General features: G+C 72.3%; 18 protein-coding genes. 6 read left to right on the top strand and 12 right to left on the bottom strand.

The window, feature by feature from the left end; genetic code table 11:
* The first annotated feature begins 38 nt into the window (after positions 1-38).
* Both ACIPPS_RS00605 and ACIPPS_RS00610 read left to right on the top strand, forming a co-directional pair.
* Complete coding sequence (locus tag ACIPPS_RS00605; protein WP_401425128.1) at positions 39-1,511, top strand: cytosine permease; 1,473 nt, start codon at positions 39-41, stop codon at positions 1,509-1,511.
* A gap of 98 nt (positions 1,512-1,609) precedes the next feature.
* The gene (locus tag ACIPPS_RS00610; RefSeq protein WP_401425131.1) at positions 1,610-2,587 is read left to right on the top strand and encodes an LLM class flavin-dependent oxidoreductase; all 978 of its coding nucleotides are present in this window, start codon (positions 1,610-1,612) and stop codon (positions 2,585-2,587) included.
* A gap of 48 nt (positions 2,588-2,635) precedes the next feature.
* Here the strand turns inward: ACIPPS_RS00610 and ACIPPS_RS00615 are convergent, their stop codons facing one another.
* The 4 genes from ACIPPS_RS00615 to ACIPPS_RS00630 form a co-directional block, all read right to left on the bottom strand.
* Complete coding sequence (locus tag ACIPPS_RS00615) at positions 2,636-4,066, bottom strand: sugar porter family MFS transporter (RefSeq protein ID WP_401425133.1); 1,431 nt, start codon at positions 4,064-4,066, stop codon at positions 2,636-2,638.
* 200 nt (positions 4,067-4,266) lie between these two features.
* On the bottom strand, positions 4,267-7,875 hold the full coding sequence (gene smc / locus ACIPPS_RS00620; RefSeq protein ID WP_401425136.1) for a chromosome segregation protein SMC: 3,609 nt from the start codon (positions 7,873-7,875) through the stop codon (positions 4,267-4,269).
* A gap of 210 nt (positions 7,876-8,085) precedes the next feature.
* The gene (locus ACIPPS_RS00625; RefSeq protein ID WP_401425138.1) at positions 8,086-8,301 is read right to left on the bottom strand and encodes a hypothetical protein; all 216 of its coding nucleotides are present in this window, start codon (positions 8,299-8,301) and stop codon (positions 8,086-8,088) included.
* A gap of 394 nt (positions 8,302-8,695) precedes the next feature.
* On the bottom strand, positions 8,696-8,977 hold the full coding sequence (locus ACIPPS_RS00630; RefSeq protein ID WP_401425141.1) for an acylphosphatase: 282 nt from the start codon (positions 8,975-8,977) through the stop codon (positions 8,696-8,698).
* Between the two features lie 216 nt (positions 8,978-9,193).
* Between ACIPPS_RS00630 and ACIPPS_RS00635 the strand changes: the two genes are divergently transcribed.
* A complete protein-coding gene (locus ACIPPS_RS00635) occupies positions 9,194-10,114 on the top strand; it encodes a CAP domain-containing protein (protein ID WP_401425143.1) in 921 nt (306 codons plus the stop codon).
* An 83-nt stretch (positions 10,115-10,197) separates the two neighbouring features.
* Entirely contained in the window at positions 10,198-10,581 is a 384-nt protein-coding gene (locus tag ACIPPS_RS00640) for a winged helix-turn-helix transcriptional regulator (protein WP_401425145.1), read from the top strand.
* Here the strand turns inward: ACIPPS_RS00640 and mutM are convergent.
* From mutM to recG, 8 genes are all read right to left on the bottom strand, one after another.
* Positions 10,571-11,431: a bifunctional DNA-formamidopyrimidine glycosylase/DNA-(apurinic or apyrimidinic site) lyase gene (mutM, locus tag ACIPPS_RS00645; RefSeq protein WP_401425148.1), complete on the bottom strand. Its 861-nt coding sequence runs from the start codon at positions 11,429-11,431 to the stop codon at positions 10,571-10,573. The two genes, ACIPPS_RS00640 and mutM, sit on opposite strands and share 11 nt — an antisense overlap.
* A 122-nt stretch (positions 11,432-11,553) precedes the next feature.
* Entirely contained in the window at positions 11,554-12,411 is an 858-nt protein-coding gene (gene rnc / locus ACIPPS_RS00650; protein WP_401425150.1) for a ribonuclease III, read from the bottom strand.
* 19 nt (positions 12,412-12,430) lie between these two features.
* On the bottom strand, positions 12,431-12,604 hold the full coding sequence (gene rpmF, locus ACIPPS_RS00655; RefSeq protein ID WP_030496967.1) for a 50S ribosomal protein L32: 174 nt from the start codon (positions 12,602-12,604) through the stop codon (positions 12,431-12,433).
* A gap of 2 nt (positions 12,605-12,606) precedes the next feature.
* Complete coding sequence (locus ACIPPS_RS00660; protein ID WP_401427133.1) at positions 12,607-13,245, bottom strand: YceD family protein; 639 nt, start codon at positions 13,243-13,245, stop codon at positions 12,607-12,609.
* Between the two features lie 151 nt (positions 13,246-13,396).
* Positions 13,397-14,464: an ATP synthase F0 subunit B gene (locus ACIPPS_RS00665; protein WP_401425153.1), complete on the bottom strand. Its 1,068-nt coding sequence runs from the start codon at positions 14,462-14,464 to the stop codon at positions 13,397-13,399.
* Between the two features lie 110 nt (positions 14,465-14,574).
* The gene (gene coaD, locus ACIPPS_RS00670; protein WP_401427135.1) at positions 14,575-15,066 is read right to left on the bottom strand and encodes a pantetheine-phosphate adenylyltransferase; all 492 of its coding nucleotides are present in this window, start codon (positions 15,064-15,066) and stop codon (positions 14,575-14,577) included.
* A 26-nt stretch (positions 15,067-15,092) separates the two neighbouring features.
* A complete protein-coding gene (gene rsmD / locus ACIPPS_RS00675) occupies positions 15,093-15,674 on the bottom strand; it encodes a 16S rRNA (guanine(966)-N(2))-methyltransferase RsmD (protein WP_401425156.1) in 582 nt (193 codons plus the stop codon).
* An 88-nt stretch (positions 15,675-15,762) separates the two neighbouring features.
* On the bottom strand, positions 15,763-17,997 hold the full coding sequence (gene recG, locus ACIPPS_RS00680; protein ID WP_401425158.1) for an ATP-dependent DNA helicase RecG: 2,235 nt from the start codon (positions 17,995-17,997) through the stop codon (positions 15,763-15,765).
* Between the two features lie 164 nt (positions 17,998-18,161).
* Between recG and ACIPPS_RS00685 the strand changes: the two genes are divergently transcribed.
* Together ACIPPS_RS00685 and ACIPPS_RS00690 are read left to right on the top strand one after the other, a co-directional pair.
* A complete protein-coding gene (locus ACIPPS_RS00685; protein WP_401425160.1) occupies positions 18,162-19,973 on the top strand; it encodes an HSP90 family protein in 1,812 nt (603 codons plus the stop codon).
* A complete protein-coding gene (locus tag ACIPPS_RS00690; RefSeq protein ID WP_401425162.1) occupies positions 19,970-23,107 on the top strand; it encodes a tetratricopeptide repeat protein in 3,138 nt (1,045 codons plus the stop codon). Before ACIPPS_RS00685 ends, ACIPPS_RS00690 begins: the two co-directional genes overlap by 4 nt.
* Positions 23,108-23,125: the final 18 nt, after the last annotated feature.

The following is a 23,125-nucleotide window of genomic DNA, read 5'->3' on the forward strand; positions in this document are numbered from 1 at the left end:
GCTGGGTGGGTCCCCCACACCCCGCACGGAGTACCGCCATGCCCCCTGCCGCCGAATCAGCCGCCTCGACCCCCGTGAACAGCGCGGAGAGCGACGGCGCCGTCGAGACCCGCGGTCTCGAACCCGTCCCTGACGCCGAGCGCTCCGGTCGTGTCCGCGAGCTGTTCCCGACCTGGGTCGCCGCCAACATCAGTGTGCTTCTTCTCACGATGGGCGCCGGCCTGGTCGTCTTCAACGGCCTGAACTTCTGGCAGGTGCTCGTCGTCGCGACGGCGGCGCCGGTCCTCTCGTACGGGCTCGTCGGCCTGATCTCGATCGCCGGGAAGCGCGGCGGCTCCCCCGGCATGGCGCTGTCGCGGGCCGTCTTCGGCCAGCGCGGCAACCTCTTCCCCGGCTCGCTGATCTGGGTGGCCCGCTGGGGCTGGGAGACCATCAACGCGGTCACCGGCGCGTACGCCGTCCTGACCGTCCTCGACCTGCTCTTCGGGATCAGGTCGAACACCACGCTGATCGTCGTGACGCTGATGCTCTTCGTCGCCTGCACCTTCCTGGTGTCCGGGCTCGGCATCAACGCCCTGCGGGTGTGCAGCACGTGGTCGACGTACCTCTTCGGCGCCTTCTCGGTCCTCGTGCTCGTCTATCTGGTCGCCGACACCGACTGGTCGGCGGTCTTCGACAAGCCGGCCGGTTCGACGGCGATGATGATCGCGGGCATCGGCACCATCGCGGCCGGCGGCATCAGCTGGGTCCCCTCCGGCCCGGACTTCACCCGCTACCTGCCGCGTACGGCCTCCTCGAAGGCGCTGGTCGGCACCACGATCGGTGGCGCCGGGATCGTCGTGCTCCCGATGGTCCTGATGGGCGCGGTGATGGCGGTGGCCACCCCGGGGCTCGCCTCGGCCCAGGACCCGGTGTCGTTCATCGGCGAGCTGCTGCCGGCCTGGATCTCCGTGCCGTACCTGATCATCGCGCTGATCGGGATGCTGCTGATCAACTCGATGTCGATGTACTCGGCCGGGTTCACGGCGCAGACGCTCGGCATCAAGGTCCCGCGCGCGGCGGCGGTCAGTGTGAACGCCGTGATCAGTCTGGTCTTCGGCTTCCTGCTGATGGTGGTGGCGACGAGCTTCATCGGTTCGTTCATCTCCTTCCTGACGCTGCTCGCGGTGGCGTTCTCGGCGTGGATCGGCGTCTTCGGGATCGACATGCTGCGCCGCCGGTCGTACGACGGTGTCGCCCTGATGGACACCACACGGACCAGCGCCTACTGGTACCGGGGCGGCTTCGCCTGGCAGGCCATGACGGCCTGGGCGGTGGCGCTCGTGGTCGGGCTGCTGTTCACGAAGGTCGACTGGTTCTCCGGTCCGCTGGCCTCCTCCTGGATCGGCGAGAACGGGCTGGGCTGGGCGGCGACGATCGTGCTCGCGGGCGGGCTGTACGCCGTCCTGCCGCGGGACCCCGCGCGGGCCGCCGCGGAGCCCGACCCGGCCCGCGAGTCCGTCTCCGTCTGACGCGGACCGTTTCCGTCCGACCCGGACCGTTCTCATCTGACGTCACGTCAGATACCGTCCCCCTTCGCCGGCATCCCACGCGCGGAGGGGGACTTCCCATGCCCTTCACAGTCGTACGGTTCAACCTCGTCGATCCGCACGCGACCCCCGAGTCCCTCTCGGAGCGCTATCGGGCCGCCCTCGCCATGGCCGCCTACGCCGACGACCACGGCGTCGACACGATCCAGACCGAGGAGCACCACGGCGCCGCCAACAACTGGCTGCCCTCCCCCTTCGCCTTCGCGGGCGCGGTGTTCGGGGCGACGAAGCGCATCGCGGTGACGGTCTCGGCGATCATCGGGCCGCTGCACGACCCGCTGCGGCTCGCGGAGGAGATCGCCGTCCTGGACCTGTTGAGCGGTGGCCGTCTGGTGACGGTCGCGGGCATCGGCTACCGCCCGGAGGAGTACGAGGAGCGCGGGGTCGACTGGGGCCGCCGGGGCAAGCTCCAGGACCTGCTCCTGGAGACCCTGCTGAAGGCCTGGTCCGGTGAGCCCTTCACGTACGAGGGCCGTACGGTACGGGTCACCCCGCGGCCCTTCACCCAGCCGCATCCGCTGCTGCTCGTGGGCGGTTCCTCGAAGGCGGCGGCGCGCCGGGCGGCCCGGCTCGGGCTGCCGCTCTTCCCGAGCGCGCACCTGCCGGAGCTGGAGACGTACTACCGGCAGCAGTGCGCGGAGCACGGGACGGAGGGCTGGACGATGATGCCGGCCGAGACGACCCCGCTGGTGCACCTCTCGCAGGACCCGGACCGGAGCTGGGACCTCTACGGGGAGCACTTCCTGCACGAGGCGCGGACGTACGCCTCCTGGCAGTCGAAGGACATCCGCTCGGCGGTGAAGTCGGCGGCCACGACGGTGGCGGAGCTGCGCGCCGAAGGGGTGTACCGGATCGTCACCCCGGAGGAGTGCGTGGCGCTCGGGCAGGAGCTGGAGAGCCTGGTGCTGCATCCGCTCTGCGGCGGGATGCCGGTCGAGGAGGCCTGGCGGTCCGTGCGGCTGCTGGGGGAGACGGTGCTGCCCCGGCTCAAGGCATAGGGCCTTGGCCGGGGCAGTTCCGGTGTCGAGGAGAGGGGCAGCGGGGGGTTAGCCCATCTCCTCCAACGCCTTGCCCTTCGTCTCCTTCACGTACCTGAGCACGAAGGGGATGGAGAGCACGGCGAAGACCGTGTAGATGATGTACGTGCCGGAGAGGTTCCAGTCCGCAAGGGACGGGAAGCTCGCGGTGATGGCCCAGTTGGCGATCCACTGCGCGGAGGCGGCGACGCCGAGGGCGGCGGCGCGGATCCGGTTGGGGAACATCTCGCCGAGGAAGACCCAGACCACCACGCCCCAGGAGAGGGCGAAGAAGAGCACGAACACATGGGCGGCGACGAGGGCGACGACACCCTGGGTCTCGGGGAGCTTGCCGTCGACGAGGTCGGCGGAGAAGGCCCACGCCTCGAAGGCGAGGGCGATCGCCATGCCGACGGAGCCGACGAGCGCGAGCGGCTTGCGGCCCACCCGGTCGACCAGGACCATCGCGATCACGGTGCCGACGATGTTGATGATCGACGTGGTGAACGAGTAGAAGAACGAGCTGGAGGGGTCGATGCCGACCGACTGCCAGAGCGTCGAGGAGTAGTAGAAGGCGACATTGATGCCGACGAGCTGCTGGAAGACCGAGAGGCCGATGCCGACCCAGACGATCGGGAGCAGCTTGAAGCGGGTGCCCGTGACGAACAGGTCCTTGATGGTGGACTTGTGCTCCCTGCGCATCGCCGTCTCGATCTCGGCGACGCGGTGGTCCAGGTCCACGCCCTTGCCCTCGACCTCGGAGAGGACCTCCTTGGCCCTGTCGATCTTGCCGACGGAGATGAGGAAGCGGGGGGACTCCGGGATGGCGAACGACAGCAGGCCGTAGAGCAGGGCGGGGACGACCATCACGCCGAGCATCCACTGCCAGGCTTCCAGGCCGCCGATCTCGCCGCGCTGGTCGCCGTCGGCGAGCTGGAGGATGCCGTAGTTGACCAGCTGGGAGATGGCGATGCCGATGACGATGGCGGCCTGCTGGAAGGAGCCGAGGCGGCCTCGGTAGGCGGCGGGGGCGACCTCGGCGATGTACGCCGGGCCGATGACGGAGGCCATGCCGATGGCGAAGCCGCCGACGATCCGCCAGAAGGCGAGGTCCCAGAGGGCGAAGGGCAGGGCGGAGCCCACGGCGCTGATCGTGAAGAGCACGGCGGCGATCTGCATGCAGCGGATGCGGCCGATGCGGTCGGCCATCCGGCCGGCGGTCGCGGCGCCGATGGCGCAGCCGATCAGGGCGATCGCGATGACCTGGGCCAGGGTGCCGGAACCGATGTCGTAGCGGTCCCGGATGGCTTCGACGGCGCCGTTGATGACGGAGCTGTCGTAGCCGAAGAGGAAGCCTCCCATCGCGGCGGACGCCGTGATGAAGATGACGTGGCCGAGGTGGTCCGGGTGGGCGGCTCGGCCTTCGGACGGCGGCGTGGGCGCCTGCGCGGGGCTGGTCACATGGACTCCTGGGGGCTCCGGCAGCGTCGCCGGGGCGTGGGGGGCGAGCCCTTCAAGTGGCGCACAACATCACGCCGCCCACCACGTGAAGGTAAAAGCAACGTTGCAGAGACTATGCCTTCATGTTTCGAAGTCAAGGGGTGATGTCGTATGACTTAAAACTGAGTTTCACGGCCCTTGCGTTCAAGACTTGAAGTTGATCACCGCAGTCGCTGGCTGATGACCTTCGATACCCCGTCGCCCTGCATCGAAACGCCGTAGAGCGCGTCCGCGACCTCCATCGTCCGCTTCTGATGCGTGATCACGATCAGCTGGGAGGACTCCTGGAGCTCCTGCATGATCCGGATCAGCCGCTGGAGGTTGGTGTCGTCGAGCGCCGCCTCCACCTCGTCCATCACGTAGAACGGGCTCGGGCGGGCCTTGAAGATGGAGACCAGCATGGCCACGGCGGTCAGCGAACGCTCGCCCCCGGAGAGCAGCGAGAGACGCTTGACCTTCTTGCCCGGCGGACGGGCCTCCACGTCGACGCCCGTGGTGAGCATGTTGTCCGGGTCGGTCAGGATCAGCCGGCCCTCGCCACCCGGGAAGAGCCGGGAGAAGACGCCCTCGAACTCGCGCGCGGTGTCCCGGAACGCCTCGCTGAAGACCTGTTCGACACGGATGTCCACCTCCTTCACGACCTGAAGGAGATCGGCCCGGGTCTTCTTCAGGTCCTCGAGCTGCTCGGAGAGGAACTGGTGACGCTCCTCCAGCGCCGCGAACTCCTCGAGAGCCAGCGGATTCACCTTGCCCAGCTGCTGGTACGCCCGCTCGGCGGCCTTCAGCCGCTTCTCCTGCTCCGAACGGACGAACGGGCGCGGCTGGTTGCGCGGATGCTCCGGATCCTCCGGCAGCTCCTCGCCCTCCGCGGGCGGCGAGGGCGGTACGAGCTGATGGGGGCCGTACTCGGAGACCAGACCGGCCGGCTCGACGCCCAGCTCCTCCAAGGCCCTGGTCTCCAGCTGCTCGATCCGCAGGCGCTTCTCGGCGCCGAGGACCTCGCCCCGGTGGACGGAGTCGGTCAGCTTGTCCAGCTCGGCCTTCAGGTCGCGGCCCCGGGTACGGGCGGCGGCCAGGCCCTGTTCGCGCGCGCCCTTCGCGGCGTCGGCGAGCGCGCGTTCCTGCTCGGCCCGGACGAGGGAGACCTCGATGTGGGCGAGGAGCTGCCGGGCTCCCGCGGCGACGGCCCCCGCGACGGCCGCCTCGTGGCGCATCCGGGCGCGCCGCTGCTCGGCACGCGCGCGTGCCTCGCGCTCGGCACGGGCGCCCCGGTCGAGGGAGTCGGCCCGTCCGGCGAGCCCCTTGACCCGTTCCTCATGGGTACGGAGCTGGAGCCGGGCCTCCATCTCCGTCTGGCGGGCGTTGGCGCCGTCGGCCGCGAGCCGGTCGCGCACGGAGGTGTCGGGCTCCTCCTCGGCCGGTGCCTCCTCGGCGACAAGCAGCCGCTCGGCGAGCTCCTCGGCCTCCTGGAGCGCCCTCTCCAGCGCCTCGTCGGCGCGGGCCGCGGCGGCCGCCGTCCGCTCGGCCTCCCCTGCGGCGCCCCTGGCCTGGCCGGCGAGCCGACCGAACTCCTTGCCGACCTCGGCCTTCTCGCGGTCGGCGGCGCGGCGGCGCTGGGCCAGCTCCTCGACGAGCGCGGCGGCGGCGCGCTGGGCCTCGGTGGCGTCCTGCTGGGCGACGGCCAGCTCCTCGCAGCGCGACTCCAGCTGCTCCAGCTCGGCCGCCGCCTCGTCGACGGACGCCTGCACTTCCAGGAGGCTGGGCGCCCCGGCGGAGCCGCCCTGCGCGTAGTGCGCCCCGAGCAGGTCGCCCTCGGCGGTGACGGCGGTCAGCCCGGGGTGCGCGTGGACGAGGTTCTCGGCCTCGTCCAGCGAGTCGACGAGCACGATCCCGTCGAGCAGCCGTCGTACGGAACCCATGAGGTCCTCGGGGCCCCGGACGAAGTCGGCGGCGCGGGGAGGGCCGGAGGGCGCGGCGCCGGACGGCGCGGCGCCGGACGGCGCGTCCGGGTGGGGCTCCCGGGGCGTCGGCTCCCGGGGCGTCGGCTCCGGGGCGCCGGTCAGGAGCAGCGCCGCACGGCCCGCGTCCTGCTTGCGCAGTAGCCGCAGGGCGTCGGCCGCCGCGCGGGGGCCGTCGACGGCGACGGCGTCCGCCGCCGCGCCGAGCGCTGCGGCGAGCGGGACCTCGTACCCGGGGGTGACGGTGAGGAGTTCGGCGGCCGGGCCGAGCAGGCCGGTCAGGCTGTCGCGGGCGCCGAGCAGGGCCCCCGTGCCGTCCTTGCGGCGCAGCCCCAGGGAGAGCGCCTCGTGGCGGGCCCGGGTCGCGGCGCGGCGGCGGTCGGCGGCGGTGGCGGCCTCGCGGGCGCCGTTCAGCGCGGCCTCCGCGTCGGCGAGATCGCGGCGGGCGGCCTCGTACCGCTCCCCCAGTGCGCTGTCGTCCGCGTCGAGGCCGTCGACCTCGGCCTTCAGCTGTTCGTACTCCTCCTGCGCGGCGACCGCCCGCTCCTGGGCCTCGTCCCGGGCGGCGGCGAGCCGGTCGATCTCGGCCTGCGCGGAGGCGGCGCGCGAGCGGGCGGCGTTGACCTGCCCGTGCAGCCGGGCGAGGCCCTCACGCCGGTCGGCGATGGCGCGGGCCACGTCCTTCAGGCGGCGCTCCTCGACGGCGAGCTCGCGCTCCAGGTCGGCGCGGTGGGCGACGGTGTCCTCCAGAGCCCGCTCGGCGGCCTCCAGAGCGGCTTCCAGCTCGGCCTCCTGTTCCCGGATGCGGGCGGCCTCGCGCTCCATGTCCTCCGGGTCGCGGCCCCGGCGCTCCTCCGGCGGCTGGGCGGTGGCGCTCTTCACGCGCGCGTCGGCGAGCGAGATCGTGCCCCGCACCCGCTCGGCGAGCTGGGAGAGTTCGTACCAGGTCTGCTGGGCCCGCTGGAGGCGCGGGGCGAGGCGGCGGACCTCGTCCTCCAGGTCCGCCTCCTTCGCGAGGGCGGCCTTCAGCTCGTTCTCGGCGCTCTCCTTGCGTTCCTTCAGCGCGGCCTCGTCGGCGACCTCGGCCTTCAGCGCCTCCTGGAGCCGGACGAGGTCGTCGGAGAGGAGCCGCAGCCGGGCGTCGCGCAGATCGGCCTGGATGACGGCGGCCCGGCGGGCGACGGCGGCCTGCCGGCCGAGCGGCTTGAGCTGGCGGCGCAGCTCGTCGGTGAGGTCCTGCACGCGCGCGAGGTTGGCCTGCATCGCGTCCAGCTTCCGCAGCGCCTTCTCCTTGCGCTTGCGGTGCTTGAGGACGCCGGCCGCCTCCTCGATGAAGGCCCGGCGGCCCATCGGATCGGCGTGCAGCACGGAGTCAAGCTGGCCCTGGCCGACGATGACGTGCATCTCGCGGCCGATGCCGGAGTCGGAGAGCAGGTCCTGGAAGTCGAGAAGCCGGCAGGTGTCGCCGTTGATCTGGTACTCGCTGCTGCCGCCCCGGAACATGATCCGGGTGAGGGTGACCTCGGCGTAGTCGATGGGCAGCGCGCCGTCGGAGTTGTCGATCGTCAGCGAGACCTCGGCGCGGCCGAGCGGCGGGCGCCCGGTCGTGCCGGCGAAGATGACGTCCTCCATCTTGCCGCCGCGCAGCGACTTGGCGCCCTGTTCGCCCATGACCCAGGACAGCGCGTCCACGACGTTGGACTTGCCGGAACCGTTCGGCCCGACGACGCAGGTGATTCCGGGTTCGAACCGCAGCGTGGTGGCGGATGCGAACGATTTGAAACCACGGAGGGTCAGGGCCTTGAGGTGCACGCCCCCGGACTCTACCGGGGGTCGCGCGTTTCACCCATGAAGGTGCAGGGCATACCCTCCGGTAAGAACGGGGGTGGGACGCGGGGGGTGGCAAGAAAGAAGGGACGCCAGAGCGTCCCTTGCATATCTAGCTGTGCCAGCGAGAGTGTTTCTCACCATGCCCCGGCACGGGGCTGACTGTCGGGGCTGACCGTCTCCTGTTGCCGACTGTCAGGTGAGCGCAGGCTCCGCCTGGGGAACGTCGAGGTCGATGCTGTCGAGCAGCGACTCGCCGTGGTGTGCGGCGGCAGCGTTGAGCGCGTCGTTCTCGGACTGAATCCGTACCAGCTCGGACTCGAGGTCCTGGACGCGCTGCTGAAGCCGTCGCATCTCGGCGAGGAGTCGCGGGTCGGAGCCGCCGACGTAACCGAGAAGCGCCTTTGCCATGATGGATGGTCCTCCACAATGAGTGACCGACCGAATGCGGTGTGGGTCGTGAGGGATGTGGCACCCGCGATGCTCGGCAGTGCTGTATGTCGTGCCGGTTCGTCCTGCCAAACAGCTAAGGTGCGCGGGGATTCCAGAGTCTCACCAAAAAGTTTGACGGTCAACACGATCACGCCCTGTATCAAGGGGCGACCGGGGGGTCTGCGGCCGCACAGCAGGCGGCGGCGCCTCGCAACTCGGTGCCTCAGGGGCGTAGCGATCATCCTTCCGCTCGCGGCCACGCACCGCAAGCCCTTCTCGGCAACCAGCAGGCCATTTCCGCTTCGGCGGCCCTTCGCCGAACGTCCGCCCGAGGACCGCGCGGCCCATCGGACGGAGCCGGGTCGAGGTGCCGTCAGCGGATCGCGAAGCCGTCGTAGCCGCCGCGCGGGGTGTCCCAGATCTCGGTGACTCCGTCCACACGCCCGGGAGTGTCGGCGGAGCGCAGCCACTCCAGCAGACGGTGGCAATTCTCACTCGGCCCCTCGGCCACGACCTGGACGCGTCCGTCGTCGAGATTGAGGGCGAAGCCGACGAGCCCTCCGATCTCCAGCGCGTTTGCCCTGGTGAACCAGCGGAAGCCCACTCCCTGTACTCGGCCGCGCACCCAGGCGGTGAGCCGTACGTCTTCGTTCATGGCTGCACGCTAACGAACCAATTACTCAAGAGGCACGTCAGCCCCGTGCGTCATGGCGTACAGTCCCGACCGAACGAGGCTCACCCGTTCGGGCGTGTCTCCTCGACGACCCTCGCACGGGTCCGCGAAAGCAAAGATCAGCAAAGACCGCAGCACCGTCGGCACCTGTCGCCGCGGACTGCGGAGTCAGCACAGGACGTCAGGAAGGCAGAGCAGATGGGACGCCATCGTCGCTCCGGCGCCGCGCCCGCCGCAGAAGATTACGCGGCCGGTACGGACCGCCGGCACCGGGGGGCCCGCAGGAAGCGGGGTGCCGTGCGCACCGGACTGCTCGGCGTCTCCGCCGCGGTGGCGGTCGGCGCGGTCGCCGTCACCTCGGGCCTGCTGCCCGGTGGGGACACCCTCACCGTCGGCAGCGTGGGCACCGACAAGGAGCAGAGCCAGTCCCGGCAGGCTCCGGAGCTGACGACGCAGGGCGGTTCGTCCGCGACGCCGACCGGCCCGTCGTCCACCTCCGCCTCGCCCTCCGCGCCGAAGGCGCCGACCGCTCCGCGCTCCAGCCCGGTGACGAAGTCCCCCTCCGCGACCCCGTCGACGGCGAAGCCGAAGCCCAAGCCCAAGCCGACGAGGGCGACCACCCCGCCGAAGCCGACGAAGCCGGTCGCCCCGCCGTCGAAGACGGCGACACCGAAGCCGGTGCCGACGACCACGAAGCCGGTCCCCCGCGCCGAGGCCCCCGCCGCGCCGACGCAGGACCGGGCGGCCGCCGCCGAGGCGGAGGTCGTCCGGCTGGTCAACGCGGAGCGGGCCAAGGTCGGCTGCAGCGCGGTGCGCTCGGACGCGGCGCTCGCGAAGCTGGCCGGCGCGTTCAGCCAGGACATGGCCGCGCGCGGCTTCTTCGACCACACGGACCCGGACGGCGACACCCCGTGGGAGCGGGCCCGCCAGGCGGGCGTCACCGGCATGGGCGGCGAGAACATCGCCCGTGGCCAGGCGGACGCCGCGGCCGTGATGGAGTCCTGGATGAACAGCGACGGCCACCGCGCGAACATCCTGAACTGCGACTACACCACCCTCGGCGTCGGCGTGCACTTCGCCGACGGCGGCCCGTGGTGGACGCAGGACTTCGGTTTCTGACGTTCGTCCCGCCCAGGGGGGTGCGCTCACCATGGGTGAGCACACCCCCCTGGTGAGCGCTGTGCCGGAGTACGGTGAAGGACATGAGTGACGACCTCGCCTTCGACGTGTTCGCCCGGGCCTGTCAGTCGCGCGCCACGCTGGAGCACGTGACCGGCCGCTGGGGCATCCTCACCCTCGGCGCGCTCCACGACGGCACGTTCCGCTTCAACGAGTTGCGGCGCCGGGTCGACGGGGTCAGCGAGAAGATGCTGTCGCAGACCCTGCACGCCCTGGAGCGCGACGGGCTCGTGCACCGCGAGGCGCAGCTGACCAACCCACCCCGGGTGGACTACACCCTCACCCCGCTGGGCCGCGAGGTCGCCGAGCGTCTGGTCGGGCTGATCGAGCTGGTCGAGGGCCGGATGCCGCAGGTCCTGTCGGCGCGCGAGCGGTACGACGCGGCCCGCGAGCCGGTCAGGTCGTGACGCGCGGCGGGCGCTGGCAACGCGGGCAGAAGTAGCTCGACCGGTTCATCCAGGGGCGCCGGCGTATCGGGGTCCCGCATCGCCGGCACGGCTCGTCCTCGCGGCCGTAGGCGTCGAGCGAGCGGTCGAAGTACCCGGACTCGCCGTTCACATTGACGTACAGGCTGTCGAAGCTGGTGCCGCCCGCGGCGAGGGCCGCGTTCATCACGTCCCGGACGTGCTGGAGCAGTTCGGCCGAGCGGGGCCGGGTCAGCGCGGCGGTCGGGCGTTCGTAGTGCAGCTTGGCGCGCCAGAGCGCCTCGTCCGCGTAGATGTTGCCGACGCCGCTGATCAGCGCCTGGTCCAGGAGCGCCCGCTTGATCGTGGTGCGGCGCAGGCGGAGGGCGGCCTGGAAGACCGCGTCGTCGAAGAGCGGGTCCAGCGGGTCGCGGGCGATGTGCGCGATGACGTCCGGCAGTCCGTCCGGCGTGTTGTCGTGGAGCGAGAGCCCGCCGAAGGTCCGCTGGTCGACGAAGCGCAGCTCGGTGCCGAGCCCGTCCTGGAACCGGACGCGGACCCGCAGGTGCTTCTCGTCCGGGGCGCTCTCGGGCTGCACGAGCAGCTGGCCGCTCATTCCGAGGTGACCGAGGACGGAGATGTCGGCGTCCGCGAGCGGGATCCACAGGTACTTGCCGCGCCGGCGCGCGGTCCCGAAGCGGTGGCCCTTGAGGCGGGCGGCGAAGTCCGGACCGCCGGCCGGGTGCCTGCGCACGGCCCGCGGATGCAGGACCTCGACCTCGCCCACGGTCCGCCCGTCGACCCAGCGCTCAAGACCGCGCCGTACGACCTCGACCTCGGGCAACTCGGGCACGGGACTCCTCCGGAGGGTCTACGGGAACGCTGCCCGAAGCCTACCGCCGGGCACCGACACAGGAGCGCCCCGGGCCGGGACCCGCAAGGGGGTCCCGGCCCGGGGCGTCGGAAGACGAAGGGTCAGGCGGAAGCCTCGTCGGCGGGCGTCGGCGCCCCGCCGGACTCCGGCCGCTCACCGGCCGGGACGACGTCGCCGGCCGGAACCGCGTCGCCGGCGCCGCCGGTGACGACAGCCTCGGCCGCGGCCTTCGCCGCCGCCACGCGTTCGTCCGCCGCCGCGCGAATCGCGCGCCATGCGGACTCCGCCGCCTGCTGCTCCGCTTCCTTCTTGCTGCGGCCGGTGCCGGTGCCGTACGAGACACCACCGACGCGGGCGGCAGCAGTGAAGGTCTTCTCGTGGTCCGGACCCGTCTCGGAGACGAGGTACTCCGGAACACCCAGACCCTCGGCCGCGGTGAGCTCCTGGAGACTGGTCTTCCAGTCCAGGCCCGCACCGAGGTTCGAGGACTTCTCGATCAGCGGGTCGAAGAGCCGGTGCACCAGCTCCGAGGCCGCGTCGAGGCCCTGGTCGAGATAGACCGCGCCGATCACCGCTTCAAGGGTGTCGGCGAGGATGGAAGCCTTGTCCCGGCCACCCGTGCCCTCTTCGCCCCGGCCGAGCCGGATGAAGGAGCCGAGTTCGAGGCCGCGACCGACCTCCGCCAGCGCACGCGAGTTGACCACCGCGGCCCGCAACTTGGCCAGCTGGCCTTCGGGCAGGTCGGGGTGGGTGCGGTACAGCGTGTCCGTGACCACCAGGCCGAGCACGGAGTCCCCGAGGAACTCCAGCCGCTCGTTGGTGGGCAGACCGCCGTTCTCGTACGCGTACGAGCGGTGCGTCAGCGCACGCACCAGAAGGGCGGACTCGAGCTGATACCCGAGCCGCCCTTCCAGAAGCGTGTGGGACGAGGCATTGTCCGTCTTGATGGACTCAGACATCGCGCCTCTCACCAGCCACTCAGACCGAGAGGACCTGGCGCTTGTTGTAGGTGCCGCAGCTCGGGCACGCGATGTGCTGCTGCTTCGGCTCCTGGCAACGCTCACACGAAACCAGGGTGGGGACCGCAGCCTTCCACTGCGACCGGCGGTGGCGCGTGTTGCTGCGCGACATCTTCCGCTTCGGAACAGCCACGGCTACTTCTCCTGCTTCTCGTCGACGCCAGCTTCGGCGCCGCTCATGTTGTCCTTCTCATCGGTTCCCAGCGAACCGGCGAGTCCCTGCAGTGCCGCCCAACGCATGTCGACGGCATCATGGTGGTGGTCCGGGTTGTCGTTCAGGTTGGTTCCGCACTGGGAACACAGACCCGCGCAGTCCTCCCGGCACACCGGCTGCATCGGCAGTGCGAGCACCACCGCATCACGCAGCACGGGTTCGAGGTCGAACATGCCGTCCTCGAGGGGGATCATGTCCTCGTCGTCCTCGGCTTCGTCGTCCGCGACCGCCTTGGAGCGGCCCCGGTCGTCGGAGTCGGGGTACGAGAACATCTCCTGGAAGTCCACGTCGAGATCGAGCTCGACGGGCTCCAGACACCTTACGCACTCCCCCTCGGCCGATGCACGGGCGGTGCCTGTGACAAGCACCCCTTCCATGACCGACTCAAGACGGAGATCGATCTCCACGGGCGCGCCTTCCGGCACACCGACAACCCCTTCGACACCGAGGTTCGTGGGGGCCGAGACCGAGCGGGAGAGCCGCTGAAGGGCACCAGGACGCCGCCCCAGCTCGTGTGTGTCGAACACGAGGGGGTTGCGGTGGTCAAGGCGCGTGCTCAGGGCTTTTCCTGCTTTCGGATCGTGAGGAGGCTGCCGTGTTCGCCTCGGAGGACGAAGCGGGCAGCGTGGATCGCGGGCATACGCGCGACCGAAGAGCCAGGATACTGGACGCTTCGCTCAGGGCCCAATCCGGGCCCGGGGAACCGTTCGGTCAGTGGCCCTGACCATGACCGTGGCCCTGCTCGTACTGCCGCAGCTGCTCCAGATCGATCATGCTCGTGTCGAAGAAGCTGGTCTCGTCGAGCGCGGCGGCCTGCGGCTGCGACGGGTGCTGGGGCTGGTGCTGCGGCTGCTGGTCGTAGCCGTACTGCTGCTGGTACGCATACGGGTCCTGGTGCTGCGGCTGCTGCTGGTACGCGTAGGGGTCCTGCTGCTGGTACCCGTACGGGTCCTGGTGCTGGACCTGCTGGTAGGCGTACGGGTCCGGCTGCTGGGCCGGGATCTGCGGGGCCTGCTGGTGGACCGGGGGCGCGGCCGGTACGGGGTCGGCCAGCTCCGCGAGTCCGGCCAGGTAGTCGGCGTCGCTGGTGTGCACGGAGCCGCCCGCCGCGTCCTGGGCGGCCATGTGCGCGCCGAGGTCGTCGGTGGCGATCCGCCCGTGCAGCTTCTGCCGGCCGCGGCCGACGGCCTCCAGGGTCTTGGACAGGACGGCCTCGAAGGCGCCGAGCTTGGCGTCGACGTACTCGTCGGCCCTGCTGATCAGGGTCTGCGGGTCCGCGCTGTACTCGGGGGCGTCGTCGTCCGCGGGGTCCGCGTACCCCTGGTCGGGGCCCGGGCCGCGGCCGAGCAGCTTCTCGCGGCCGCGGTCGACGGAGCCGATGGTCTTGTTGAGGACGACCTCGAAGTTGGCGAGCTTGGAGTCGACGTAGTCGTCGGCCTCGGCGCGGATCTCCTCGGCCTCCCGGCGGGCATCGGAGAGGATCCGGTCCGCCTCGTCCTGGGACTGGCGGGCGACCTGGGTGTCGGAGATCAGCGAGCCGCGCTCGGCGTGGGCGGCGGAGATGATCCGCTCGGCCTCCTGGCGTGCCTGCTCGACCATCTGCTCGCGCCCGCCGAGCAGCTCCTGCGCCTGGGCCAGGGAGCCCGGCAGGGCCTCCCGTACCTCTTCGAGCATGTCGAGCAGCTCGGCGCGGTTGACCACACAGGACGCCGACATGGGCATCGAGCGGGCGTTGGTGATCGTCGAGACGATCTCGTCGAGCTTCTTCTGCACGTCCACCGGGTGCTCGCCACTCTCTACAGCTGGATGGAGACGGACGGGACGACTGTAAGGGCAGTCGTCCCCCGCCCGACACCAGGTGACGGACCGTCAGGGACGGTCGCCGGGGGTCACTGCTGGGCGCGCCGCTCGGCGAGGCGCTGGGTGAGCCGGCCGAGGACGGCAGGCGGGACCAGGTGGGAGACGTCGCCGCCCCACGCGGCGACCTCCTTGACCAGGGAGGACGACAGGAAGCTGTAGGTGGGGTTGGTGGGGACGAACAGGGTCTCGACGCCCGAGAGCCCGTTGTTCATCTGCGCCATCTGCAACTCGTAGTCGAAGTCGCTGACCGCGCGCAGGCCCTTGACGATCGCGGGGATGTCGCGCTGCTTGCAGAAGTCGACGAGGAGGCCGTGGAAGGACTCGACCTCGACGTTGCCGAAGTCGGCGGTGACCTCGCGGATCAGCTCGATCCGCTCGTCGACGGTGAACAGCCCCTGCTTGGACTGGTTGATCATCACCGCGACGTGCACGACGTCGTACAGCTTGGAAGCGCGGGCGATGATGTCGAGATGTCCGTTGGTGATGGGGTCGAATGACCCCGGACAGACGGCGCGGCGCAACGTGGGTCCCTCGCTCTCCGGTCCGGTCATCGTGCGTCTTCGCACGTAGAGGCGGCGCGACCGTACCAAAACGTTCCCTCGCCGTAACGACGGGACCGCATCGGGTCGAAACCGGCCGGCCAGCCGAACTCCCCGCCTCGGGTGCTGCGCTCCACGGTGACGAGCGCGTCGTCCGCGATCCAGTCCCCGGAGCGGAGTGTGAGGAGGATCTCCCGAAGATCGTCGTCCGAGACGGCGTACGGCGGGTCGAGGAAGACGAGGTCGTACGGCTCCGCCGGGGCCGGGCCCGTGACGATCTGCTCGGCCTTGCCGGTGCGCAGTTCGGCCCCCGGCAGGGCGAGGGCGCGGATGTTCTCCCGTACCGTCTTCGCCGCCCGGGGATCGGCCTCCACGAGCAGGGCGTGGGACGCGCCCCGGGAGAGGGCTTCCAGACCGACGGCGCCGGAGCCCGCGTACAGGTCCGCCACCCGGGCGCCGGCCAGGCCGTGGAAGGCCTCCCAGGTGGAGAAGAGGCCTTCCCGCGCCCGGTCGGAGGTGGGGCGGGTGCCGTTGCCCGGGGGCACGGCTAGTCGGCGTCCGCCGGCCGTGCCGGCGATCACGCGGGTCATCTGAGGTCCTCGTATCCATAAACCATTGCGTGCGCAATAGCTTATGGCGGACGGCGCGGGGACGCGTCTGTCCGTCCGAGGGCCTGGCTCATCCCTTCTCCAGGAACTCCTCCCGTTCCTTGTCCAGGAGGGCGTCGAGCGCGGTGCACAGCTCGGGGTGGCCGGTGAGGTCGGGGTCGGCGAGGACGACGGCGGTGGCCTCCTCCCGGGCGGCGGCGATGACCTCCTCGTCGTCGATGACGGTGAGCATCCGCAGCGAGGAACGGACGCCGGACTGGGCCTGGCCGAGGACGTCGCCCTCGCGGCGCTGCTCCAGGTCGATCCGGGAGAGCTCGAAGCCGTCGAGGGTGGAGGCGACGGCGTTGAGCCGCTGGCGGGCGGGGCTCGCTTCGGGCATCTCGCTGACGAGGAGGCAGAGGCCGGGGGCGGAGCCGCGGCCGACGCGGCCGCGGAGCTGGTGGAGCTGGGAGACGCCGAAGCGGTCGGCGTCCATGATCACCATGGCTGTGGCGTTCGGGACGTTGACGCCGACCTCGATGACGGTGGTGGCGACCAGCACGTCGGCCTCGCCCGCGGCGAAGCGTCGCATGACGGCGTCCTTGTCGTCCGGGTGCATCCTGCCGTGCAGGACCTCGACCCGGAGTCCGGCGAGCGGGCCCGCGCGGAGCTTCTCGGCGACCTCCAGGACGGCGAGCGGCGGCCGCTTCTCCGCCTCGTCCTCGGGGGACGCCTTCTGCTTCTGCTTCTTCTTCTCGTCCTCGTCGTCGCCGATGCGGGGGCAGACCACGTAGGCCTGGTGGCCCTTCTCCACCTCCTCGCGCACCCGCTCCCACGCGCGCGTGAGGAAGTGCGGCTTGTCGGCGGCGGGCACGACATGGCTGGCGATCGGGGAGCGGCCGGCGGGCAGCTGGTCCAGGACGGAGGTCTCCAGGTCGCCGAAGACGGTCATGGCGACCGTCCGCGGGATCGGCGTGGCGGTCATGACCAGCAGGTGGGGCGTGCGCCGCTCGCCCCGGGTGTGCCCCTTGCCACGCAGGGCGTCGCGCTGCTCCACACCGAAGCGGTGCTGCTCGTCGACGACGACCAGGCCGAGGTCGTGGAACTGGACCTTGTCCTCGATCAGCGCGTGCGTGCCGATGACGATCCCGGCGTCCCCGCTGACCAGGTCGAGCAGGGCCTGGCGCCGGGCCGCCGTACCCATGGAGCCGGTGAGCAGGACGACCTTGGTGGCGTGCTCGGACCCGCCGAGCATGCCGCCCTCGGCGAGCTCGCCCATCATCTCGGTGATCGACCGGTGGTGCTGCTGGGCGAGGACCTCGGTGGGCGCGAGCATCGCGGCCTGTCCCCCGGCGTCGACGACCGCGAGCATGGCGCGCAGGGCGACCATCGTCTTGCCGCTGCCGACCTCTCCCTGGAGGAGGCGGTGCATGGGGTGCTCGGTGGCGAGGTCGTCGAAGATCTCCTGGGAGACCTTTCTCTGGCCGTCGGTGAGGGTGAACGGCAGCTTGGCGTCGAAGGCGTCCAGGAGTCCGCCGGGGGACGCGGTGCGGGCGACGGCGGGCAGTTGGGTGTCGGCGTACCGGCGGCGGGCGAGGGCGACCTGGAGGACGAAGGCCTCGTCCCACTTGAGTCGCTGCCGGGCGTCCTCGATGTCGGCCCTGGTCCGCGGCCGGTGGACCTTCTGGAGCGCCTCGGGCAGCTCGGCGAGGCCACGGTCCTCGCGCAGGGCGGACGGCAGCGGGTCGGCGAGCCCGGCCCAGCCGGTGGCGGTCAGGGAGTCCAGGGCGATGGAGACGGACTGCTCGATGGTCCAGGACTCCAGCTGCTTGCAGGCGGGGTAGATCGGCAGGAGTTCGTTCGCGAACGCCTTGACCGTCTCGTCGCTGCTCTCGGCGTCCAACAGCTTGTACTCGGGGTGGGTGAGCTGGAGCTTGCGGTTGAAGACCCCGACCTTGCCGGCGAACATCCCGCGCCGGCCCGGCAGCAGCTCCTTCTGGTGGAAGTGGACGCCCCGGCCGAAGAAGACGAGCTGCATCCGGCCGCTGCCGTCGGTGATCGTGACCTCCAGGCGCTGGCCCTTGCCCCGGCCGCCCTTGTTGAACGTCAGCACGCGGGCGTCCGCCACCTGCGCGACCACCGTGACGTGCTCGTCCAGCGGCAGGTCGGCGAGGGCGGTGAGCTCGCCGCGCTCGGCGTACCGCCGGGGGTAGTGGTGGAGGAGGTCCCCGACCGTCCGCAGGTCGAGGTGGTCGGCCATCACCTTCGCGGTGGCGGCACCGAGGAGCTTCTTCAGGGGTTCGTCGAGCACTGGCACGCCTTCCATTGCACACCACCGCACTGACACCCGTCCCGCAGGCTGTGCAAATCCCCTGGTCACGTCGGCGCCGTGACGCCTAGGATGACGCCCACCCTCCCCGCTCCGCGATCACCGCCCGCCGGGATCGCCCGACCCGCGCCGTCGCTCGTCCCCCCACCGGCGCAGCGACGATGACTGCTGATCAGACACCGCACACCTTCCAGGTCGATCTGCGCGGACTCGTGGATCTCCTCTCCCACCACCTCTACTCGAGCCCGCGGGTCTACCTGCGCGAGCTGCTGCAGAACGCCGTCGACGCGATCACCGCGCGCCGCGCCGAGCAGCCCGACGCCCCCGCCCGGGTCCGGCTGTACGCCGACGGCGCGGGCCTGCGCGTCGAGGACAGCGGCATCGGGCTGACCGAGCGGGACGTGCACAGCCTGCTCGCCACGATCGGCCGCAGTTCGAAGCGGGCGGACGCGGCGGGCATCGCGAGCGCGCGGGCCGAGTTCCTCGGCCAGTTCGGCATCGGCCTGCTCGCCTGCTTCGTGGTCGCCGGCGAGATCCGGGTGGTCAGCCGCAGCGCCCGGACGCCCGCCGAGCCGCCGGTCGAGTGGACGGCCCGTGACGACGGTTCGTACACCGTCCGTACGCTCCCGGACGGCGCGCGTACCGAGCCGGGCACGACCGTGCACCTCACCGCGCGCCCGGGCTCCGGGGAGTGGCTGACCGAGGAGCGGGTGCTCGCGCTCGCCCGGACCTTCGGTTCCCTCCTCCCGTACGACGTACGGGTCGGGGACGAGCGGGTCACGGAGCTGCCGGCGCCCTGGGACCGGGCGTACCCGAGTCCGGCCGCCCGGCGGGTCGCGCTGGCCGGCCACTGCCGCGAGACGTTCGGCTTCACCCCGCTCGACTCGATCGACCTGGACCTGCCGCTGGCCGGGATCCGGGGCGTGGCGTACGTGCTGCCGTCGGCGGTCAGCCCCGCCCAGCGCGCCGGGCACCGGGTGCACCTGAAGGGCATGCTGCTCACGGAGCGGGCCGACGGGCTGCTGCCCGACTGGGCGTTCTTCGTCCGCTGCGTCCTCGACACGGACAGCCTGCGGCCGACGGCCTCGCGCGAGTCGCTGTACGAGGACGAGACGCTGGCCGGCGTACGGGACGCGCTGGGCGCGGCCGTACGGGAGTGGCTCGGCGGGCTCGCGGCGGGCTCCCCGGAGCGCCTGGAGGAGTTCCTGGCCGTGCACCACCTCGGGGTGAAGTCGCTGGCCCGGCACGACGGTGAGATGTTGCGGCTGATGCTCCCGTGGCTGCCGTTCGAGACGACGGACGGCCGGCTCTCCCTCGAGGAGTTCGCCCGCCGCCACCCGGTCGTGCACTACACCCGGAGCGTCGAGGAGTACCGGCAGGTCGCCGCGATCGCGACCGCGCAGGGCATCGGCGTGGTCAACGGCGGCTACACCTACGACACGGAGCTGGTCGAACGGCTCCCCGAGGTTCTTCGGGGCACCGCCGTCGCCGAACTGGACGCCGACACCGTCACCGCCCATCTCGACTCCGTCGACCCGGCGCAGGAACTGGCCCTGTCGGCGTTCCTGTCGGTGGCGCGCGCCACGCTGGATCCGCTGGGCTGCGACGTGTCGCTGCGCTCCTTCCACCCCCTGACGGTCCCGGCGCTGCACCTGGACGACCGCGCGGCCCGGCACGAGCAGGCCCGGGCGGAGGCCGAGGAGCGGGCGGACGACCTGTGGGCCGGGATCCTCGGCTCGCTGCGCGGCAGCGCGCCGAGGGCCCGGCTGGTGCTCAACCACCTGAATCCGGTGGTCCGCCGGATCGGCGCGCTCGACGACCGGGAGCTGGCCGGGACGGCGGTCGAGGCGCTGTACGGACAGGCGCTGCTGATGGCGCAGCGGCCGCTGCGGCCGGCCGACTCGGCGCTGCTCAACCGGGCGTTCGCGGGACTGCTCGCGTGGGCCACCCACCACGGGGAGAACGAGGCATGACCCTGACCTTCGAGGCGCTGCGTGAGGCCCTGCGGGAGAACGCCCAGCAGCCGGAGGGGCCGGCCCGCAACGCGCGCGCGGAGCGGCTGCTGGTGGAGGCGGAGCAGCTCGGCGAGCCGCTGGCCGTCATCGAGGCGCTCGGGCACCAGCTCCAGGCGTACAACTACAGCTCCGAGAAGGCGAAGATGTTCGTGCCCTTCTCGCGGCTGCTGCGGATGTGGGACGACAACCCCGCGGACTTCGACGCGTACGAGACGCACACCCTGCACTGGGTCTTCAAGTGGGTCTCCAGCGGCATGCTCGACCAGCCGCACATCCCGCTGGCGTCGATCGAGAAGTGGCTCGCCGAGATGGAGCACCGCTACCGGCTGGCGGGCCACTCCGAACGGGCTGTGCGGCAGGGCGAGTTCCGGGTGGCCCGGCACATCGGCGACCTGGCGCGCGCGGAGCGGGCGTACGGGGCGTGGCTGGCGGCCGACCGGGACCGGATGGCCGACTGCCACGCGTGCGAGCTGCACGGTCAGGGCGGGTGGGCGGCGGAGCGGGGCGAGGACGAGCAGGCCCTGCGGATCTGGGGGCCGGTGCTCGCGGGCGAGCACAGCTGCGCGCACGAACCGCACGCGGTCCTCGCCTCCTCGCTGCTGCCGCTGGTGCGGCTCGGACGGGGAGACGAGGCACGGGTGAACCACCTGCGCGGCTACCGTCTGGTGCGGCCGATGGAGAGCATGCGCGGCGCGGTGGCGGACCACATCGAGTTCTGCGCGCTGACCGGGAACGAGGCGCGGGGCATGGAGCTCCTGGCGGAGCGGCCGGCGTACTTCACCGACGGCGGCGACCCGGACAGCCGGCTGGACTTCCTGTCCGTGACGGCGCTGCTCATGGACCGGCTGGTCGCGCTGGGGCTCGGCGGGCAGTCGGTGCCGGGTCCCGCGCGGGAGACGGGCGAGGCGTGGACCGCCGCCGAACTGGGCGCCCACGCGCGCGTGGAGGCGCTGGCGCTCGCCCGGCGCTTCGACGAGCGCAACGGCACGGGGCGGGTGAGCGAGCGGGCGCGGGCCCGGATGGACGCGGCGCCGCTCCTCGACCGGCTGCCGCTGGGGGTACGGGCGGCGGGACCGGTCGCGGTGCCGGCGGCCTCCACGCGCGCGGTGGAGCCGCGCGACCTGCTGGCGGAGGCGCGGCGCCTGTCGGCTCGGCGGAACCCGGCGGCGCGCGCCGCGTGGGAGGCGGTGGCCGCGTCGGCGGACGTCGAACTGGACGTGCTCGGCCGCGCCGAACTGGACGACCACCGGGCCATGGCCATGGCACAGGGGCCGGCGGAGTCGGTCCGGCTGTTCCTGCGCGCGGCCGAGGGCTACGAGACGGCGGGCGCCCCCGGCGAGGCCCAGGCGGCCCGCGCGAGGGCCGCGTTCGCCCTCGCCCTGGACGACCACGCCTCGGAGGCCACGTCGACGCTGGAGGAGGCGATCACCCGCCTCCGCACCCTCCACACGGAGGGCGCGGCGACCCCGCGACAACTGGCGGGGGCACTGCTGACCCGGGTACGGCTGGGACTTCTGCGGCTTGAGGACGAGGACGCGGCGGCTGAGCGACGGGGAGAGGAGGCGGTGGCCGCCGAGCTTCGCGAGGAGGCCGTGGCTGCCGCGCGGGGCGAGAGGACGGACGCCGCCGCGCGGGGCGAGAGGGCGGACGCTGCCGAACCCGGCGAGGGGGCCGGTGCCGCCGAACCCGGCGGAGCGGCCTGGGCCGCCGGGCCCGGCGAGGGGACGGACGCTGCCGAACCCGGCGAGGGGGTCGGTGCCGCCGAACCCGGCGGAGAGGCCCGGGCCGCCGGGCCCGGCGAGGAGGCCGTGGCCGCCGGGCCCGGCGAGGAGGCCACCCCCGCCGGGCCCGGCGGGGGTGGCGCGGCTGTCGACGCCCTCGGGGACGCGCTCGACGCCTTGTTCGCGTTCGCCTCCGCGCACGGCGGGGATCCGCTGGTGACCGATCGGGTCGCCGAGGCCGAGTCCGTACGGGGTGACCTGGCCGCGCGCGCCGGGGACGCCGAGGAGGCTGCGCGCCGGTACGCGTACGCCGCCGAGCTGTACCACGGGGCCCAGCTGCCCTGGTTCGCCGTCGAGCCCGAGGCCCGGCTCTCCCGGATCGCCCTGCGGATCGGTGACCTGGAGACCGCCGAGCGCGCCGCGCGGGCCGCCCTCGACCACGGTGTGGACCACGCCGGGGCCGCCGGGCAGTCCCGCCTCCGCCTGCAGCTCGCCGAAGTACTCGGCTCGGTCGGGCGGTTCGGCGAGGCGGCCGACCACGCCCTGGAGGCCGCGCACTGGGCCGACGAGGCGGGCGAGAGCCGGGGCATCGGCGCGTACGCCCGGCACCAGCTGGGCGGGTGGCTTCTGCGCGAGTCCCGAGTCGAGGAGGCCGCGGCGGTCCTGGAGTCGGTGCTGCCCGACCTCTCCGTGGACGAGCACGGCGACGGCATGGTGGTGCAGACGCTGTGGTGGCTCGGCGAGTGCCTGGTGACCCTGAACGAGCCCCGTTCGGCGGCCGAGCAGTGGCTGCGGGCGGCGGAGCTGGCCAAGGAGTGGCCGGAGCAGCGGGACCACGCGATGCTCGCGAACCTGGCCGGTCAGGCGCTGCTCCAGGCGGAGCTGCGGCCGGAGGCGGCTTCGGCGTACGAGCGGGCGGGCGAGCTGTGGCGCGGACTGGGCGACACGGCCGCGTACGTCAGGACCCTGCGGGTCCGGGCCTGGATCGCCGGCGCGGGCGGTCCCGGGCGGGCGCTCATGGACGCGGCGGCGGAGGCGTGCGGCGCGGACGTGGCGGCGCGGGGGGACACGTACATCCAGGCGGCGGAGCTGCTCGGGGACGGGGAGGTGGACGCCGGGGAGCTGGGCGTCGCGCTGTCGTACGCGACGCGGGCGGCGGCGGAGTTCACCTCGGCCGGTCCGGAGTTCCGCGACCGCCGGACGGCGGCGGAGCTGCTCGCGGCGTGGCTCCATGTCCGCCGACAGGACGGGGCGGCGGCGGCCGAGCTGGCCCGGGGAGTGCTCGCGCAGTACGGCTCCGCTCCGGAGGACGAGGCGGCGGCGGAGCGGCGGGCCGAGGCGGAGGCGGTCCTGGAGCGCGTCGGTTCGTGACAGGTGGGTGGGGGACGA

This window comes from Streptomyces sp. NPDC090127, from assembly GCF_044746945.1.
Classification (GTDB): Bacteria; Actinomycetota; Actinomycetes; order Streptomycetales; family Streptomycetaceae; genus Streptomyces.